Source organism: Caulobacter sp. Root343, from assembly GCF_001425745.1.
In the GTDB taxonomy this organism is placed as follows: domain Bacteria; phylum Pseudomonadota; class Alphaproteobacteria; order Caulobacterales; family Caulobacteraceae; genus Caulobacter.
Genome location: NZ_LMDF01000006.1, coordinates 909,295 through 925,085, shown reverse-complemented (window position 1 = coordinate 925,085; position 15,791 = coordinate 909,295). Strand labels below are relative to the sequence as shown.

The 15,791-nt window shown below is 68.3% G+C and carries 15 protein-coding genes; 6 read left to right on the top strand and 9 right to left on the bottom strand.

The annotated features are described in order from the left end of the window. Nucleotides 1-97 precede the first annotated feature (97 nt). From ASC70_RS11670 to ASC70_RS11660, 3 genes are all read left to right on the top strand, one after another. A complete protein-coding gene (locus tag ASC70_RS11670) occupies nucleotides 98-658 on the top strand; it encodes a DUF924 family protein (protein ID WP_056050208.1) in 561 nt (186 codons plus the stop codon). Between the two features lie 222 nt (nucleotides 659-880). Beyond that, the gene (locus ASC70_RS11665; RefSeq protein WP_056050206.1) at nucleotides 881-1,720 is read left to right on the top strand and encodes a thymidylate synthase; all 840 of its coding nucleotides are present in this window, start codon (nucleotides 881-883) and stop codon (nucleotides 1,718-1,720) included. Then, nucleotides 1,717-2,226: a dihydrofolate reductase gene (locus ASC70_RS11660; protein ID WP_056050204.1), complete on the top strand. Its 510-nt coding sequence runs from the start codon at nucleotides 1,717-1,719 to the stop codon at nucleotides 2,224-2,226. Before ASC70_RS11665 ends, ASC70_RS11660 begins: the two co-directional genes overlap by 4 nt. 215 nt (nucleotides 2,227-2,441) lie before the next feature. Here ASC70_RS11660 and ASC70_RS11655 read toward each other — a convergent pair whose 3' ends face one another. Both ASC70_RS11655 and ASC70_RS11650 read right to left on the bottom strand, forming a co-directional pair. Then, complete coding sequence (locus ASC70_RS11655; protein WP_156396187.1) at nucleotides 2,442-2,774, bottom strand: hypothetical protein; 333 nt, start codon at nucleotides 2,772-2,774, stop codon at nucleotides 2,442-2,444. 155 nt (nucleotides 2,775-2,929) lie between these two features. Next, on the bottom strand, nucleotides 2,930-3,949 hold the full coding sequence (locus tag ASC70_RS11650; protein ID WP_056050200.1) for a hypothetical protein: 1,020 nt from the start codon (nucleotides 3,947-3,949) through the stop codon (nucleotides 2,930-2,932). Nucleotides 3,950-4,298: 349 nt separating this feature from the next. Between ASC70_RS11650 and ASC70_RS11645 the strand changes: the two genes are divergently transcribed. Both ASC70_RS11645 and ASC70_RS11640 read left to right on the top strand, forming a co-directional pair. Next, nucleotides 4,299-5,210, top strand: a complete 912-nt coding sequence (locus ASC70_RS11645) for an SMP-30/gluconolactonase/LRE family protein (RefSeq protein WP_056050199.1) — start codon at nucleotides 4,299-4,301, stop codon at nucleotides 5,208-5,210. Between the two features lie 225 nt (nucleotides 5,211-5,435). After that, nucleotides 5,436-6,227, top strand: a complete 792-nt coding sequence (locus tag ASC70_RS11640) for an SDR family NAD(P)-dependent oxidoreductase (protein WP_056050197.1) — start codon at nucleotides 5,436-5,438, stop codon at nucleotides 6,225-6,227. An 88-nt stretch (nucleotides 6,228-6,315) separates the two neighbouring features. On the opposite strand, the gene ASC70_RS11635 is transcribed toward ASC70_RS11640, so the two are convergent. The 5 genes from ASC70_RS11635 to ASC70_RS11615 form a co-directional block, all read right to left on the bottom strand. After that, nucleotides 6,316-7,407 carry an NADH:flavin oxidoreductase gene (locus tag ASC70_RS11635; protein ID WP_056050195.1) on the bottom strand — a complete coding sequence of 364 codons (1,092 nt, stop codon included), beginning with the start codon at nucleotides 7,405-7,407 and terminating at the stop codon, nucleotides 6,316-6,318. Nucleotides 7,408-7,613: 206 nt separating this feature from the next. Further along, entirely contained in the window at nucleotides 7,614-8,840 is a 1,227-nt protein-coding gene (locus ASC70_RS11630; RefSeq protein ID WP_056050194.1) for an acyl-CoA dehydrogenase family protein, read from the bottom strand. A gap of 4 nt (nucleotides 8,841-8,844) precedes the next feature. Then, complete coding sequence (locus ASC70_RS11625) at nucleotides 8,845-9,135, bottom strand: putative quinol monooxygenase (RefSeq protein ID WP_056050192.1); 291 nt, start codon at nucleotides 9,133-9,135, stop codon at nucleotides 8,845-8,847. A 405-nt stretch (nucleotides 9,136-9,540) separates the two neighbouring features. Then, nucleotides 9,541-9,855 (bottom strand): hypothetical protein, encoded by a 315-nt coding sequence (locus ASC70_RS11620; RefSeq protein WP_156136714.1) that lies wholly within the window; start codon nucleotides 9,853-9,855, stop codon nucleotides 9,541-9,543. Nucleotides 9,856-9,952: 97 nt separating this feature from the next. Beyond that, complete coding sequence (locus ASC70_RS11615) at nucleotides 9,953-10,648, bottom strand: DnaJ family molecular chaperone (RefSeq protein WP_047404837.1); 696 nt, start codon at nucleotides 10,646-10,648, stop codon at nucleotides 9,953-9,955. A gap of 282 nt (nucleotides 10,649-10,930) precedes the next feature. On the opposite strand from ASC70_RS11615, the gene ASC70_RS11610 reads away from it, so the two are divergent. Beyond that, nucleotides 10,931-11,791, top strand: a complete 861-nt coding sequence (locus ASC70_RS11610) for a hypothetical protein (protein WP_056050190.1) — start codon at nucleotides 10,931-10,933, stop codon at nucleotides 11,789-11,791. Nucleotides 11,792-11,911: 120 nt separating this feature from the next. Here ASC70_RS11610 and ASC70_RS11605 read toward each other — a convergent pair whose 3' ends face one another. Continuing rightward, nucleotides 11,912-13,360, bottom strand: coding sequence for a GH1 family beta-glucosidase (locus ASC70_RS11605; RefSeq protein WP_056050189.1), 1,449 nt, complete (start codon nucleotides 13,358-13,360; stop codon nucleotides 11,912-11,914). A gap of 174 nt (nucleotides 13,361-13,534) precedes the next feature. After that, entirely contained in the window at nucleotides 13,535-15,700 is a 2,166-nt protein-coding gene (locus ASC70_RS25840; protein ID WP_056050186.1) for a bifunctional diguanylate cyclase/phosphodiesterase, read from the bottom strand. Between the last annotated feature and the right edge of the window lie 91 nt (nucleotides 15,701-15,791).

Sequence of the window (15,791 nt, the reverse complement as noted above, 5' to 3'; positions counted from 1 at the left end):
TCCGAAGGGCCTTGAAGCGCGGCCCGGGCTTGTCCCTTGATAGCAATCTCGGACTCACCGGATGAACCGGGCTTGAACGGACTTCACGAGGCCTTCGATGAGCGCGCACCCTAACGACGTCGTCAGCTACTGGCGCAAGGCCGGCCCCAGAAAATGGTTCGCCAAGGACCATGCCTTCGACGCCGCCATCGCCCTGAAGTTCGAACAGACCCACTACCGCGCCTCGATGCGCCGCTACGACAACTGGGCGGAGACGGCGGAGGGCGCGCTCGCGCTACTGATCCTGCTCGACCAGTTTCCGCGCAACATGTACCGCAACACGCCGCACGCCTTCGCCACCGACCCGCTGGCCCGGATGTTCGCCCGCGCCGCCATCGCCGCCGGCCACGACCACGATCCGATTATCTCGGTTGACCTGCGGCCGTTCTTCTATCTGCCGTTCGAGCACTCCGAATCCCTGGTCGACCAGGAGTTCAGCGTCCAACTGTTCGCCTCGCTCCAGGCCGACACCGGCGACGAGGAGTCGATGAAGTACGCCCTGATCCACCGCGACATCATCGCCAGGTTCGGCCGCTTTCCGCACCGCAACGCCGGCCTGGGCCGCGAGACGACGCCGGCGGAACAGGAGTTTCTCGACGAGGGTGGTTTCGCGGGGTGAAGCCTACCTCTCCTCCCCATTAGGGGGAGGTGGATCGCCGCGATACGCGGCGAGACGGAGAGGGTCCGCGAAGCGGTGGTGCGTCCGCCGCCTCGCAGGGCCCCTCCACCGCCATCCGGCGGTCCCCCTCCCCCAAAGGGGGAGGATAGTTGGCGCCGGCCTGTGGACTCCTCCCGGCGCCGCAGTGTTCAACGGCGCGATTCGCCGTCACAATCGCGGACCATGACCACCGCCGTTCTCGCGCCCCCGAAAGCCGCCGCCGACCATCCCGAGCGGCAGTACCTGGCCCTGCTCGCCGACATCCTGGCGAACGGCGTCCAGCGCGGCGATCGCACCGGCACCGGCACGCTCGGCGTGTTCGGCCGGCAGATCCGCTTTGATCTGGCCAAGGGCTTCCCCGTCCTGACCACCAAGAAGCTGCACCTGCGCTCGATCTTCATCGAGCTGCTGTGGTTCCTGAAGGGCGACACCAACATCGCCTATCTGAAGGACAACGGCGTGCGCATCTGGGACGAGTGGGCCGACGAGAACGGCGACCTCGGCCCGGTCTATGGCAAGCAGTGGCGTTCGTGGGCCGCGCCGGACGGACGGGTGATCGACCAGATCGCCAATCTCGTCGAGAACCTGAAGACCAACCCCAACAGCCGCCGCCACATCGTCTCGGCCTGGAACCCGGCCGACGTCGACGACATGGCCCTGCCGCCCTGCCATTGCCTGTTCCAGTTCTTCGTGGCGGATGGAAAGCTCAGCTGCCAGCTCTACCAGCGCAGCGCCGACGTGTTCCTGGGCGTGCCGTTCAACATCGCCAGCTACGCCCTGCTGACCCTGATGGTCGCCAAGGTCGTCGGCCTGGAGCCGGGCGAGTTCGTCCACACCTTCGGCGACGCTCACCTCTATCTGAACCACCTGGACCAGGCCCGCGAGCAACTGACCCGCGAGCCCTTCCCGTTCCCGACCCTGAAGATCGCCGACAAGCGCGACCTGTTCGGGTTCACGTACGAGGATTTTGCGTTGGAGGGCTATCAGGCCCATCCGCACATCAAGGCCGAGGTCTCGGTTTGATCCCTCTGGCCCTCGTCGTCGCCCGCGCCGCCAATGGCGTGATCGGTCGTGACGGCGACCTGCCCTGGCGGCTGAAGTCGGATCTGGCCCTGTTCAAGGCCACCACGATGGGCAAGCCGGTGATCATGGGCCGCAAGACCTGGGACAGCCTGCCTCGCAAGCCCCTGCCCGGCCGCATGAATCTCGTCCTGTCGCGCGACGGCTCGTTCGCGCCCGAGCAGGCCGTGGTCTGCGAAAGCTTCATGGAAGCCGTGCAGATGGCCCGCGAGCAGGCCCAGGACGACGGGGCCGAAGAGGTCTGCGTGATCGGCGGCCGCAGCCTGTTCGAGGCGGCGATGGGCAAGGCCAAGCGGCTTTACCTGACCGAGGTGGACGCCACGGTCGACGGCGACGTGACCTTCCCCGAGTTCGACGAAGCGGCCTGGACCGAGGTCCGCCGCGAGGAGCACCCCGCCGGCGAAGGCGACGACCACGCCTTCGTATTCCGGGTGCTGGAGCGGCGCTAGTTCGCGCATCAACTTTAGAACGGGTTCAAATTTCCCTGCCTTCCTGGGCCTTGTGCCCAGGACCCATCATTCAGGCTCAGCTGAATTGGGCTGAATTCACGGCCTATTCGCCGCGCGGATCCTGGAAAGTTGGCGTCTGCCGCTGGCATAGGGTCCTGGGCACAAGGCCCAGGAAGGCAGTGGGATTTGCACCTGCCCAGATGGATGTCGATTGACTAGTTCACGCCATCCGTCGGCAGCGGCTTCGGATGCTTTTCCAGGCCGGCCAGCTTGCGCGTCTTCAGGAGCTTGCCCGTGCAGGCCTTGAACACGACCTCAACCTCGCCGCCCTTGCCGGGCTCGGGCATCGCGAACTTGGCCGGACCGATCCGTTGGGCTGTGATCACGGTGTCGCCCCTGTCGGTCTTGCTCCAGGCGAGCCGCACATGGCTCCCGGTGTCGCCGAACCGCTTCTGAAGATCGCGATCGAACGTCTTGTGGACGGCGCCGTCGACGACCGGGGCCCAGGCCTCGTTCTTCATCGCCGGGCAGCTCGGCCGCGTCGGCATCGACGTGGGCTTCGACGTCAGCAGGGGAAATCTGGCTCCGCAGCCCGTCATCATCAGCCCGACCGCCGCGACTGCCATCAAAGACGCCCGCATCTCAGAATCCCTTATTCGCACTTTGCCCCACGCTCACCGGGAAGACCGTCGGGCGCAAGGCCTCAGTCGTCGGTGAAGTAGTCCGCGATCGTCGCGTCGACGGTCTCCAGCTCGAACTTCGGCGAGGCGGCGCGCTCCAGGGCGCGGCGGATCTGCCAAGCGCTGCGGCCGACATGGACGCCCATGCCGCGCAGCTCGGCGACGATGGCCTCGCGGGTGGCCTCGTCGACCGACCTGTTGTTCTCCAGCCGCGCCTGGTCCAGGCGCCAGCCGAAGAAGGTCTCGGGGGTCAGCTCGACCACCGCCCCCGGCGCGGGCAGCCACTCGTAGATCGCGCTTTGCCGATCGACGGCGTGGTCGACATAGCTGGCCAGGCAGTTGCGGTAGCGGCGGGCCGCGTCGCGGATGGCGGCGACCGTCTCGAGAGGGCGCAGGCGCTCTGTGCCCGGGTGCGGCGGCGGCGGCAGCTCGCGGCGGAAGTCCTCGGCCACCAGGGTGAACAGGGCCTTGGAGGTGGGCGCGTGACCCCATGCCGCCACGCGATGAGCCAGCAGCTCGGGCGTCAGACGCTTGGCCAGCACCGCGTGGGCCTCGGCCAGCAGCGCCGCCTGGGCGGGCGTGACGCGCAGGGCCACGCCACCCGCCTCGCGCAGATCAGCGGGCAGCGCCGCAAGGGCGCGAACGAGATCGGGTGTGATAGCCTCGGCGTGGCGCAGGGTCTTGGCCGGCGCGGGGTCGGCCAGCATGTGGACCAGGGCGCGATAGTCCTCCGGCGCCCAGGCGATCTCGCCCAGGCGCTCCAGCGCCCGGCGCAGGCCGTCCGGAGCGACGTCCTCCAGCGCCAGGCGGATGGCCTTGCGCAGCGGCAGGTCCATCAGGCGGGCGACGTCGATCGGCGGACCGCCCAAAGGCTCGGCGGCCAGCATCAGGCAGATCAGGTGGCGCCGCGCGGCGGGCGCGGTGACGAAGGCGGCGTGCGGGGCGGGCCACAGGGCGGCCAGCACCTCGGCATAGGGCGGCGCGATCAGGCGCAGCAGGGGCGAGGCGACCAGGGTCGAACTCGCGAGAGACTGGACGGTCATCGAAGAGCTCCGGCGGCGGCCGGAGCGGCCGCGACTAGCGGGTGGTGCGCAGGGGGCGGTGGGCGGATCGGCGGCAACGCGACATCGACGGCGCGCGCCAACCCGCCTTCGGCGGTGCGTTGGTTTTCGCGGCGAGAGTCATGTTGCGGATCGGCCTCCTGGAGCTCGATGGAAGCGTGCTGATCCCACGATCCCCGACTCGCCACAAGAGCCGAGAACGTCGTTCGCGCACGCGCGCCGGTTGATGTGGCTCGCACGACACGGTTCGCCGAACGGAGCCCTCGCCAGATTCAAACAAGCGTTTATAGTCATCGGCAGCGCCCGCTCAGAAGCGCGAGGGAGACACGCGATGGACATCCAGCTGGTCGCCGAAGGCCTGCAATTCCCCGAAGGGCCCGTGGCCATGGCCGACGGCTCGGTGATCCTCACCGAGATCCAGGGCCAGCGCCTGACGCGCATCTGGCCCGACGGCCGCAAGGAGATGGTCGCCGAGACCGGCGGCGGCCCCAACGGCGCGGCGATCGGGCTGGACGGGGCGCTGTATGTCACCAACAACGGCGGCAGCTTCCAGTTCTTCGAGGCCAACGGCCTGAACATCCCCGGCCCCACCCCGCCGACCCACACGGGCGGTTCCATCCAGCGGATCGACATCGCCACCGGCGCGGTCACCACGCTGTACACCGCGTGCGACGGCAAAGCCCTGATCGGCCCCAACGACCTGGTTTTCGACAAGCAGGGCGGCTTCTGGTTCACCGATCATGGCTGCTCGACGCCCGAGGGCCGCAAGTACGGGGCGCTGTACTACGCCCTGCCCGACGGCTCGAGGATCACCCGCTGGCGCGACCACTTCGTGTCGCCCAACGGCGTGGGTCTCTCGCCGGACGAGAAGACCGTCTACATGGCCGACACCATGCTGGGGCGGCTGTGGTCGTTCGCGATGACCGAGCCCGGCGTGCTGGCTGACCCGCATCCGCTGATGCCGGGCGACGTGGTCTGCACCCTGCCCGGCTACCAACTGCTGGACAGCCTGGCGGTCGAGGCCGGCGGCAAGGTCTGCGTCGCCACGATCATCAACGGTGGGATCACCGCCTTCGACCCGGACGGCTCGACCGAGCACTACGCCGTCCCGGACGTGATCGTGACCAACATCTGCTTCGGCGGCGCCGACCTGCGCGACGCGTGGATCACGGCGTCCGGAACCGGCAAGCTCTACAAGGCGCGGTGGCCGCGGCCGGGGCTGAAGCTGAACTTCAATGCCTGAGGTTGGCTCTCCTCCCCCGCATCGCGGGGGAGGTGGCCCGTAGGGCCGGAGGGGGCCAGCTCGGCCAACCTCCAGTTAGCCCCCTCAGTCGCTCCGCGACAGCTCCCCCGCATCGCGGTGGAGCATCCATCTGTGAATTCAATTCACAGATCCTGATCCCGTCCACGGCATAGTTTGACGTCAAGATCATCCTATCTAGGTTCCATCAAACAATGGAGCCCAGCGATGGACCTCAAGCTTCAAGACAAGACCGCCCTGGTGACCGGCTCGACCGCCGGCATCGGCCTGGAGATCGCCCGCGCCCTGGCCGTCGAAGGCGCCCGAGTGACCTTGACCGGCCGCAGCCAGGCCAAGCTCGACGCGGCGATCGACAGCATCCGCGCCTCGGGCGGGGCCAAGGTGAGCGGCATCGTCGCCGATCCCGGCACGGCCGAGGGCGCCGACGCGATCCTGAAGGCGCTCCCGGCCGTCGACATCCTGGTCAACAACCTCGGCATCTACGAGATGAAGGCCTTCGTCGACATCCCCGACGAGGACTGGTTGCGCCTGTTCGAGGTCAACGTGCTGAGCGGTGTGCGCCTGTCGCGCGGCTACTTCCCCGGCATGCTGGCGCGCGACTGGGGCCGGGTGATCTTCATCTCCAGCGAGTCCGGTCTCGCGATCCCCGGCGAGATGGTCCACTACGGCATGACCAAGAGCGCCCAACTGGCCGTCGCGCGCGGCATGGCCCAGCAGACCAAGGGCACGGGTGTCACGGTCAATTCGGTGCTGCCCGGCCCGACCCGCTCGGAAGGGGTTCTGGACTTCCTCAAGAGCGTGTCCAGCAACCCCGAAGGCGCGGCCAAGGAGCACGAGGCCGAGTTCTTCGCCAAGCACCGGTCAGCCTCGCTACTGCAACGGATGATCGAGCCCGAGGAGGTCGCCAGCCTGGTCGCCTATGTCGCCAGCCCGCTGTCGGCCGCCACCAACGGCGCGTCGCTGAAGGTCGAGGGCGGCCTGGTGACGACGATCGCCTAGGCAAACTGAATCTCCTCCCCCGCGATGCGGGGGAGGTGGCCCAGCGGGCCGGAGGGGGCAGCGCGGCGTAGGTCGCGGAGCATCGCCCCTAGTACAGAACCCCCAGCGCCTCGCGCTCGAAGTTCTTCAGCTCGTCCTGGCGGCCGTCGCGGATCTTCACGACCCATTCTGGATCCTGCAGCAGGGCGCGGCCGACGCCGACCATGTCGAACTCGCCGCGCTCCAGGCGCTCCAGCAAGCCATCGATCGAGGCGGGCTGGCTGCCCTCCCCGCCGAACGCGGCGATGAACTCGCCCGACAGGCCCACCGAGCCAACGGTGATGGTCGGAGCGCCGGTCAGCTTCTTGGCCCAGCCGGCGAAGTTGAGGTCGCTGCCCTCGAACTCCGGCTCCCAGAACCGGCGCTGGCTGCAGTGGAAGATGTCGGCGCCGGCGTCGGCCAGGGGCTGAAGCCAGGCCTCCAGCAGTTGCGGGGTCTCGGCGTTCTTGACCGCGTAGTCCTGCTGCTTCCACTGCGACAGGCGGATGATCACCGGATAGTCCGGGCCGACGGCGGCGCGGACGGCCTTCAGGATCTCGGCGGCGAACTTGCCGCGGTCGGCGATGGTCGGGCCGCCGAACACGTCGTCGCGGACGTTGGTGCCTTCCCAGAAGAACTGGTCGATCAGATAGCCGTGGGCGCCGTGCAGCTCGATCGCGTCGAAGCCCAGGCGCTTGGCGTCGGCGGCGGCGGTGGCGAAGGCTGAGATGGTGTCGGCCACCTCCTCGTCGGTCATCGGCTCGGTGAACGGATTGCCGCCCTTCTTGGACAGGCCCGAGGGGCTGTCGATCTTGCCCAGCACGTCCTTGCCGCGCGCCGCGCCCACGTGCCACAGCTGCGGGGCGATCAGGCCTCCGGCGGCGTGGACCTCGTCGACCACCTTTTTCCAGCCGGCCAGCTCGGCCTCGCCATGGAAGCGCGGCACGTTGGCGTCGTTCAGCGAGGCGGGCCGGGCCACGCCCGTGCCCTCGGTGACGATCAGCCCCACCTGACCCTTGGCGCGGCGGCGGTAGTAGGCGGCCACTTCGTCGGTAGGCACCCCGCCGGGCGAGAACGACCGCGTCATCGGCGCCATCACCACCCGGTTGGGCAGCTTCAGCGACTTGAACGCGAACGGCGTGAACAGGGCGTCGAGGGACATGGGGCGTTCCGGAACAGGAGGTGTTGCGAGCAATCCAAACACTTGTTCGGACCAGAAGCTAGTTAGAAATACTGGGGTGATGCAGAGCGCCCCCTCCGTCGCCTCCGGCGACACCTCCTCCATAAAAGGGGGAGGAGGACCCGCGCCCTTCCTCCCGCTTTATGGGGGAGGTGGCCGCGAAGCGGTCGGAGGGTGCAGCGCCGCCGCTAAAGCCCCAGCACCATCTTCGCCATGATGTTGCGCTGGATCTCGTTCGAGCCGGCGTAGATCGAGGCCTTGCGGTAGTTGAAATAGGCCGGCGCCGCCGGGCCCGCGTAGTCCGGTCCCGCCCGGCCGTCGTTGCTGGCCGCCCAGGTGTCCTGGACGAACGGCGCGGCGTAGGTCCCGACCGCCTCCAGGGTCAGTTCGGTGATCGCCTGCTGATGCTCGGAGCCGACGCATTTCAGCATCGACGAGGCCGGGCCGATCGCCTTGCCGGCGGTGCGGCTGGTGAAGATCCGCAACTCGGTGGCGTTCAGGGCCGCGACCTGGATCTCCAGATTGGCGATCTTCTGGCGGAAGTCGGCGTCGTCGAGCAGTCGCCCGCCATCGTCTGCCCGCTCGAGCGCGGCGATGCGCTTGACCTTCTTGAGCATGTTCATCAGGCCGGGCGCGTAGGCGTTGCCGCGCTCGAACTCCAGCAGGTACTTGGCGTAGGTCCAGCCCTTGTTCTCCTCGCCGATGCGGTTGGCGACCGGCGCCCGGACATTGTCGAAGAAGACCTGGTTGATCTCCTGCTCGTTGTCCGGCGGGCCGTCCAGGGTGGGCAGCGGCTTGATCTGGATCCCCGGGGTGTCCATCCGCAGCAGCAGGAACGAGATGCCCTCCTGCGGTTTGCCCGCGCTGGAGGTGCGGACCAGACAGAACATCCAGTCGGCCCACTGGGCGTGGGTGGTCCAGATCTTCGAGCCGTTCAGGACATAGTCGTCGGTCCCATCCTCGTTTTTGGCACGCACCGCCTTCATCTGCAGGCTGGCCAGGTCCGAACCCGAACCCGGCTCCGAATAGCCCTGGCACCACCAGATGTCGGACCGCAGGATCGCCGGCAGGTGCTGGGCCTTCTGTTCCTCGGAGCCGAACGCCATGATCACCGGCGCGACCATCTTCAGCCCCATGGGCGAGGACGTCGGCACGCCGGCCAGGCTCATCTCCATGTTGAAGATGTAGCGCTGCGAAGGGGTGAAACCCGCCCCGCCCAGCTCGACCGGCCAGTCCGGCGCGACCCAGCCGCGCTCGAACAGCTTCTTCTGCCAGCGCACCTGGCCGGCCTTGTCGAGATAACCGTTCTTGGACTGGGCGTACTGCTTCCTCAGGTCGTCGTCATAGGCCGTGGCGATCCAGTCGCGGACCTCCTGCTGGAACGCCAGATCCTCGGGCGAGAAGGCCAGATCCATCGCCCTACTCCACCGCGTCGAGATATTCGATGTCGGGGCGGCCGGCCATGAACGGCCCCATCGCCGCGCCGGCGGCCTTGAAGTAGTCCGTACCGCCGTGGGCCTTCAGGGCGTCCGCCGAGGCGTAGAGCTCCAGCACCTTGTAGGTCCCGGCCTCGGTCCTGGACTTGGTCAGCTGGTAGGCGAGGCAGCCCGGCTCGTTGGCCTTCACCCGGTTCTGCAGGTCCAGGAACACCTTTTCGAAGTCCGCGGACTTGTCCGGCTGAACCTTCAGGATCGCGACGACGCCGATCATGCTTGCCTCCCAACGTTTGTTTGAATGAAGCATGGGGTACGGGCGCGGCGGGAGCAAGGGGCATGTGGGGGAACCGGAACCCCTCTCTCATAGAGAGAGGGAGGGGCCCGCCGCGAAGGGGTGGGAGGGTGAGAGGTTTCACCGTCGGCCGGGAATCCCAACGCTCTGCCTGGTCACCAAACTCCGAGCCACCAAACTCCGACCTCCCCGGCGAAGGCCGGGGCCCAGATTCATCCGGAAAGTTTGGGGATGACGCGCCCTCGCGTGGCGCCGTCCGCGTGAAGGCGCGTGGGTTCCCGGGGAGGTCGGGAGAATGAGAGTTTCATTCGGAGAGAGTGTAACCTCTCACCCTCCCACGCTTCGCGCGGGCCCCTCCCTCTCTCTATGAGAGAGGGTCGAGTAAATCTAAGGCCGCTCGTTCCAGCCGTAGGCGACCCACGAATGGCCGCCGACGTTGCGGGCTTCGATCAGGCTGGGATCGCCGTCGCGCGCCTTGCCGACCTTGCGGCCGCGGAAGGCGAAGGCGGCCAGGCCGAACAGGGCGCTGCCGATGAAGCCGACCACGACCACGGTGGCGGCGAACACCACCGCCAGCACCGCGCCGATCACCACGGCCGCCGACGTCGCCAGGGCTCCGGCCATCCAGGCCAGGCTATGGAGGGGCGAAGCTGCGGCGCTGGGGCTGCTCATCGGGATCCTTTCGTCCGCGCTCATGGTCAATGAAGTTGGTTCACAAGCGCTGAACGGCAACTGAACACCCGCCGGGCCCGGATGAAAAGTCTTTTCCGGCCCCTTACGGGGAGACGTATTGTCTCGGCTAACCCGCGACGGCCAAGCCCAGTTCCTTGCGCTCGCGCATCACGGTCGAGAAGGCGGCGTTGATCGCCGCGGCCTTGGCCTCGGCCACCTCGATGAATTCGGCCGGCAGGCCCCGTGCGCGGGCGCGATCGGGGTGGGCGACGGACAGGGCCGACTTCCAGGCCTTGCGGACAGTGGCGTCGTCGGCGTCGGGCAGCACTTCCAGCACGGCGTAGGGATCATCGGCCCCGACGCCCAGATGGGTGGCGCGCAGCCGGCGGAAGGCCAGCGGCGACATGCCGAACAGGTCCGAGACCCGGGCCAGATAGTCCAGCTCGTCCTGGGTCACCACGCCGTCGGCCTTGGCGATGTGGAACAGGCCGTCGACCACGTCCTCCAGCAGTTGCGGGCAGCTGGAATAGCGCTTGGCCAGCCGCTTGGCGTAGCTCTCGAAGCCGTGGGTGGTCTGGCGGGCCAGTTCGTACAGGCGATGGATGTTGGGCTCGGACGCCGGGTGGGGCTGGAACACCTCGGTGAAGGCGGCGAACTCGCCGCCGTCGGCGCGGCCGTCGACCTTGGCCAGCTTGGCGCCCAGCGCCGTCACCGCGGTCGAGAACGCCGGATCCTCGCCCGGCAGGCCGCCCGGACATTCCGTGCAGTCGGCCAGGTCCAGACGCCGGGCGGCGATGCTCGCGATGTTGCGCCAAAAAGTCATGAAGCGCCTCGATACCAGCGACGGACGAAAGAGATACGCGCGACGGGCCGATACGGATCACCCCGTCGATGCGCTTCTAGCACATTGAGAATGATCGTTCACATGACTTTAGTGCAATGCGGCGAAACCGCCCGTGCTCGCGACGAAGGAGCCGATCGGCCGCTCGTTCGTTATGGCCACGCTTGATCGGGATAAGCGGGGCGAGCCGCCACGCAACGGTCCCAATCGGCATCGAAATGCTCTAGTTACCGTGCTTCTGTTTTCGAAAGGACCTCCGCCCGCATGGCGAACGCCCTCCTCCTCGCCCTCGCCCTTCTCGCCCAGGATCCTTCGGCGGCTCCCCAAGCGACCGCGCAAGGCCCCAATGCGCCGCCGGCCGACGAGTACGGCTATGTCGCCTGGTGCTACGGCGCGCTGGGCGGCTACGCCTCCCTGTACGATCGCGTGATGCCCGAGGTGACGCGAATCGAGAAGGCCTTCCCCGGCCCCGACGGCGTGGCCGCCTCGCTGAAGACCTATCCCGAACTGAAGGCCCAGGCCCAGAAGGACCTCAAGACCTTCGCGTCGGCGATCACCGCCGCCGAAAAGGCCAGCCCACGTCCGATTTCGGAATATGGCGGCGCCCAGGTCAAGCGCGGCTCGGCCATCTGGCAGGGCGCTGATTCCGTCGACAAGGCCCGCCTGGCCCAGATGTGGATGAGCTGGAGCCCGCCCGGCGACTGCGAGCGTCGCGCCAAGGCGCTGGAGACCAAGTCGACGATCCTGGGCAAGGCGCTGAACTACAACAGCGTCTCGGCCACGACCGCGGCGCCGGCCCCGCAGCCCGCCCAGCAGCCCGCCCCGCCGGCCCCGCAGCCGGTCGAGACCGCGCCACTGTCTTCGGCCCCGATTCCAGTGTCCGAAACGCCCGCGCCGCGCCCCGTCGCGACGCCGAAGCCGGCGGCCCCGAAGGCCGCGCCCGTAAAGACGACCACCTCCGCCAAGCCGCTGGCCAAGCCCCTCGCTAAAGCCCCCGCCAAGGCGCTGCCCCCGATCGGCGGCAACGAGGTGATCGTCGACCCGGTCAACCCCATCCCCTGCGCCGGCAGCCTGGTCCCCGCCAAGCGCGGCGGCCGCGACGTGCTGCTCTGCAAGGCGGACTAGGGGCTCTCAAAACGCTGTCATCCCGGACAAGCGCGTAGCGCGCCGATCCGGGACCGCCGGAAGCTCAGCGTTTCTTGCGGTCCCGGCTCTCCGCTTCGCTACGGCCGGGATGACAGCTTTTTATGGCTTCACCGACAGCAGTCCGCTCTTCGCCAATTGCGAAAACCACGCGTACGACGCCTTCGGCATTCGCACGCCCGTGGCCCGGTCCATCGCCACCAAGCCGAACTTCGACGTGTAACCCAGGTCCCATTCGAAGTTGTCGATCAGGGTCCACTCGAAATAGCCGCCCACCTCGCAGCCGGCCTCGCGAGCGGCCAGCACCGCCTCGAGATGGCGACGCAGATAGGCGATGCGGAACTGGTCGTCCAGGATCGCCGGCCCCTTGCCGAACGGATCCGAGCAGCCGTTCTCGGTCACCAGCATTTTAGGCGCGCCGTACTCGCGCCGCACGCGCTCCAGGGTCTCGAACAGGCCCGACGGATCGATGTGGCGGCCAAAGGCGTCCAGCTCCGCGCCCTTGGGCGGATTGGCCGCCGCGATCTTGCTGGGCGCGTTCAGGTCCAGCCGCACATAGGCCGGCGCGTAGTAGTTCACGCCCAGGAAATCGACCGGCTGCTTGACGGTCTTCAGATCGCCGTCCTGGACGACGCCCTTCAGCAGCTCGTCCATGTCCTTGGGATAGGTCCCCTTGAACAGAGGATCCAGCCAGGCCCGGTTCCACAGCGCGTCCAGCCCGTCCGAGGCCAGGCGGTTCCAAACCGCCCACGGCCCGCCCGCCGGCCGGCAGGGTTGCAGCGCCATGGTCGTGCCGACGGAGAGATCGTCCCGCCCTGCCCGCAGCGCCTGCATGGCCAAGCCTTGGCCCAGGTTCATGTGGTGGACGACCTTGCCCAGCAGGTTGATGTCCTTCAGCCCCGGCGCCTGCTCACCCAGGACGTGGCCGAACACGGCGTGCACCGCCGCCTCGTTGAGGATGATGTAGTGCTTGAGCCGGTCGCCCAGCCGCTCGACCACCGCGTGGGCGTAGTCGGCGAGGCGCTGCGCGGTGTCGCGCGCGGCCCAGCCGCCCTTGTCCTGCAGACCCTGCGGCAGGTCCCAATGGAACAGGGTGGCGTAAGGCGTCACGCCCTTGGCCAGCAGGGCGTCGACCAGGCGCGAATAGTGGTCGAGGCCGGCGGGGTTCACCGCGCCTTCACCGCTCGGCAGCACCCGCGGCCAGCTGATCGAGAAGCGGTAGGCGTCCAGCCCGGCGCCGGCGATCAGGTCGACGTCATCTTGGAAGCGGCGGTAGCTGTCGGTGGCCACGGTCGCGTCGGAGCTGTCCTTGACATGGCCCGGGACCTTTTCGAACACGTCCCAGACGCTGGGCCCGCGCCCGTCGGCGGTCTGCGAACCCTCGGTCTGGAAGGCGGCGGTGGCCACCCCCCAGACGAAGTCCTTGGGAAACTGGCGGCTCTTGGGGCGGAGGTCGGTGTCCTGACCGCCCTCGCAGCCCGACACCCCCATCGCCGCGCCGCCCAGCGCGAGCGCGCCCAAGGCGCGGCGGCTGACGCCTGACCGTTGCATGGTTTCCCCTCCCCTCATGTCGTTGGAGGGGAGGATGCGGGCGGGTTGGATCGTTAGCAATCCTCCCCCTCTGGGGGAGGTGGCCCGGAGGGCCGGAGGGGACAGCGCGGCCTATGTCCAGCTAGCCCCCTCAGTCGCTCCGCGACAGCTCCCCCAGAGGGGGAGCACGGTTTTCTATCGCATCCGCACCCGCTCGCGCGCGCCGGCGATCGCGTCGGCCGGCATCGGGCGGCCCAGCAGGAAGCCCTGGAACTCGGAGCAGCCCAGCTTGATCAAGGCGTCCAGCTGGCTTTGGGTCTCGACGCCCTCGGCCGTGGTCTTCAGGCCCAGCGACTTGGCCAGGCTGACGATGGCGCTGGCCACGGCCATGCTCTCGTCGTTGCTCGGCAGGTTGGAGACGAACGAGCGGTCGATCTTCAGCTTGTCGATCGGATGGCGGCGCAGATAGGCCAGGCTGGCATAGCCGGTGCCGAAGTCGTCCAGGGCCAGGCGGAAGCCCAGGCGCTTGAGGCGGCGCAGGGCCTCGTGGACGCCGTCGCTGTCCTTCAGCAAGGCCGTCTCGGTGATCTCCAGCATGAAGACGTCGGCGCGGGCGCCGGTCTCGGCCAGGGTGGCGACCATCTCGTCGACGAAGCCGGGGTTCGACAGCTGGATGGCCGAGACGTTGACCGACACCTCCAGCCCCGACCAGCGCAGGCTGTCGTAGCAAGCGCGGCGGAACACGGCCGCGCCGATCGCGCCGATCAAGCCGCAGGACTCGGCCAGCGGGATGAAGATCGCCGGTGAGATGTCGCCGCGCTCGGGATGGGCCCAGCGGGCCAGGGCCTCGACCCCGACCATGGCGCCGCGCGCGTCGGTCAGGGGCTGGTAGGCGACCGTCAGGGCGTCGTCCTCGATCGCCGTGCGCAGGTCGCGCTCCAGGCCCTTCCGTAGGCGCAGGGCCGAGTCCATTTCGGGCTCGAAGAAGCAGTAGCGGCCGCGGCCCGCCTCCTTGGCGCGGTAGAGGGCCACATCGGCCTGGCGCAATAGCTCGGCCTGGCCCTGTTCGGCGTCGGAGACCACGGAGACGCCGACCGAGCACGACAGCAGGGCGCGGCCGATCGACAGGTCGACCTCGCCCGACAGGCCGTCGACCACGCGCTGGGCCAGGGTGGCCGCGCCGGAGGGGTTGGTGTCGGGCTGAATGATGGCGAACTCGTCGCCGCCCAGGCGGCAGATGGTGTCGGTGTCGCGGCAGATGGCCTTCAGGCGGCGCGCGACCTCGCGGATCAGCTGGTCGCCGGCGTCGTGGCCATAGCTGTCATTGACCTCCTTGAAGCGGTCGAGGTCGATGCACAGCACGCTGAGATAGCCGGGCTTGCGGCGCAGCAGGGCGTGGGCGTGGATCAGGCGGTCGGTGAACAGGGTGCGGTTGGCCAGGCCGGTCAGCGGGTCGTGCAGCGACAGGTGCTTGGCCTCGGCCTCGCTGAGCAGCAGCTTCTTGGCGGCGCGTCGGGTGATGCGGAACAGCAGGAACGAGCCCAGCGCCGCGGCGATCACCGCGGCGGCCAGTAGCGGCGTGGCCGACTTCAGCAGCTCCTCGCCGGGCTGGCGCGGCGTCCAGCGCAGGACGATGCGGCGGCCGTCGGCGGCCCGGCCCAGCACGGCCTGGGCGCCCTTGGTCCCCAACTGCTCCGGCTTGACGATCGCGATATGGGTCTGGTGCAGCAGGAAGCGGTCGGCGAAGGCCTTCACCACGCTGTTGGCCACCGGAATGCCGGTCACCAGCAGCGGCCCGCGCGGGCCAAGCGTCTTGGCCTTCAGGTCGGGACGGACCAGCGAGACGGTGATCAGCACCGGCTCGTTTCCGATCAGCTCGACGCGGCTTTTGTGCACGGCCCGCAACGCCGCGACCTTCTTGGGGTTGGCCTCGATCTCGCGGATGGCCCTCACCAGCGGCGCGGTCGGGCCGGCGTAGCGGGCGTAGGTGTCGGGAGCGACATCCTGGCCGTTCAAGTGGCCGTAGATCGGCGTGTCGTCGGCGCCCAGGACGTAGACGACCTTGTAGCCCGGCGCCCCGCCCAGCGAGGCGCCGATGTTCTGGCTGGCCCAGGCCTGGTCGAACTGGTTGTCCAGCTTGATGATCGCCTCGTCCCAGATGACGTAGGGATTGAGGGCGGTCTGGACCTCCTGGGCGCGCTGGCGCAGGCCATTGCCGACCAGGGTCTGCTCGTACTGGCGCTCGCGGGCGTCGGCATGACGGGTGGCGATGGTCAGGGCGAAACCGGCGAGCAGAATCATGCCCGCCGCCATGCCGGCGATCAGGCCAAAGATCTTCAGCTCGATGTTTCTGCCGTCCATCCCACTCCCCTGAGATGGCTGCATCCTTCACGGGAACGGTTGCGGAAGTCCTTATCCGGCGTGTCTTGAGGACATTTTATCGCACAGCGTT

What these genes read in the sequence shown, in the direction of transcription:
- ASC70_RS11670 (WP_056050208.1), top strand. Translation starts at nt 98, where the DNA reads ATGAGCGCGCACCCTAACGACGTCGTCAGCTACTGGCGCAAGGCCGGC.
- ASC70_RS11665 (WP_056050206.1), top strand. Translation starts at nt 881, where the DNA reads ATGACCACCGCCGTTCTCGCGCCCCCGAAAGCCGCCGCCGACCATCCC.
- ASC70_RS11655 (WP_156396187.1), bottom strand. Translation starts at nt 2,774, where the DNA reads ATGCCGACGCGGCCGAGCTGCCCGGCGATGAAGAACGAGGCCTGGGCC.
- ASC70_RS11650 (WP_056050200.1), bottom strand. Translation starts at nt 3,949, where the DNA reads ATGACCGTCCAGTCTCTCGCGAGTTCGACCCTGGTCGCCTCGCCCCTG.
- ASC70_RS11645 (WP_056050199.1), top strand. Translation starts at nt 4,299, where the DNA reads ATGGACATCCAGCTGGTCGCCGAAGGCCTGCAATTCCCCGAAGGGCCC.
- ASC70_RS11640 (WP_056050197.1), top strand. Translation starts at nt 5,436, where the DNA reads ATGGACCTCAAGCTTCAAGACAAGACCGCCCTGGTGACCGGCTCGACC.
- ASC70_RS11635 (WP_056050195.1), bottom strand. Translation starts at nt 7,407, where the DNA reads ATGTCCCTCGACGCCCTGTTCACGCCGTTCGCGTTCAAGTCGCTGAAG.
- ASC70_RS11630 (WP_056050194.1), bottom strand. Translation starts at nt 8,840, where the DNA reads ATGGATCTGGCCTTCTCGCCCGAGGATCTGGCGTTCCAGCAGGAGGTC.
- ASC70_RS11625 (WP_056050192.1), bottom strand. Translation starts at nt 9,135, where the DNA reads ATGATCGGCGTCGTCGCGATCCTGAAGGTTCAGCCGGACAAGTCCGCG.
- ASC70_RS11615 (WP_047404837.1), bottom strand. Translation starts at nt 10,648, where the DNA reads ATGACTTTTTGGCGCAACATCGCGAGCATCGCCGCCCGGCGTCTGGAC.
- ASC70_RS11610 (WP_056050190.1), top strand. Translation starts at nt 10,931, where the DNA reads ATGGCGAACGCCCTCCTCCTCGCCCTCGCCCTTCTCGCCCAGGATCCT.
- ASC70_RS11605 (WP_056050189.1), bottom strand. Translation starts at nt 13,360, where the DNA reads ATGCAACGGTCAGGCGTCAGCCGCCGCGCCTTGGGCGCGCTCGCGCTG.
- ASC70_RS25840 (WP_056050186.1), bottom strand. Translation starts at nt 15,700, where the DNA reads ATGGACGGCAGAAACATCGAGCTGAAGATCTTTGGCCTGATCGCCGGC.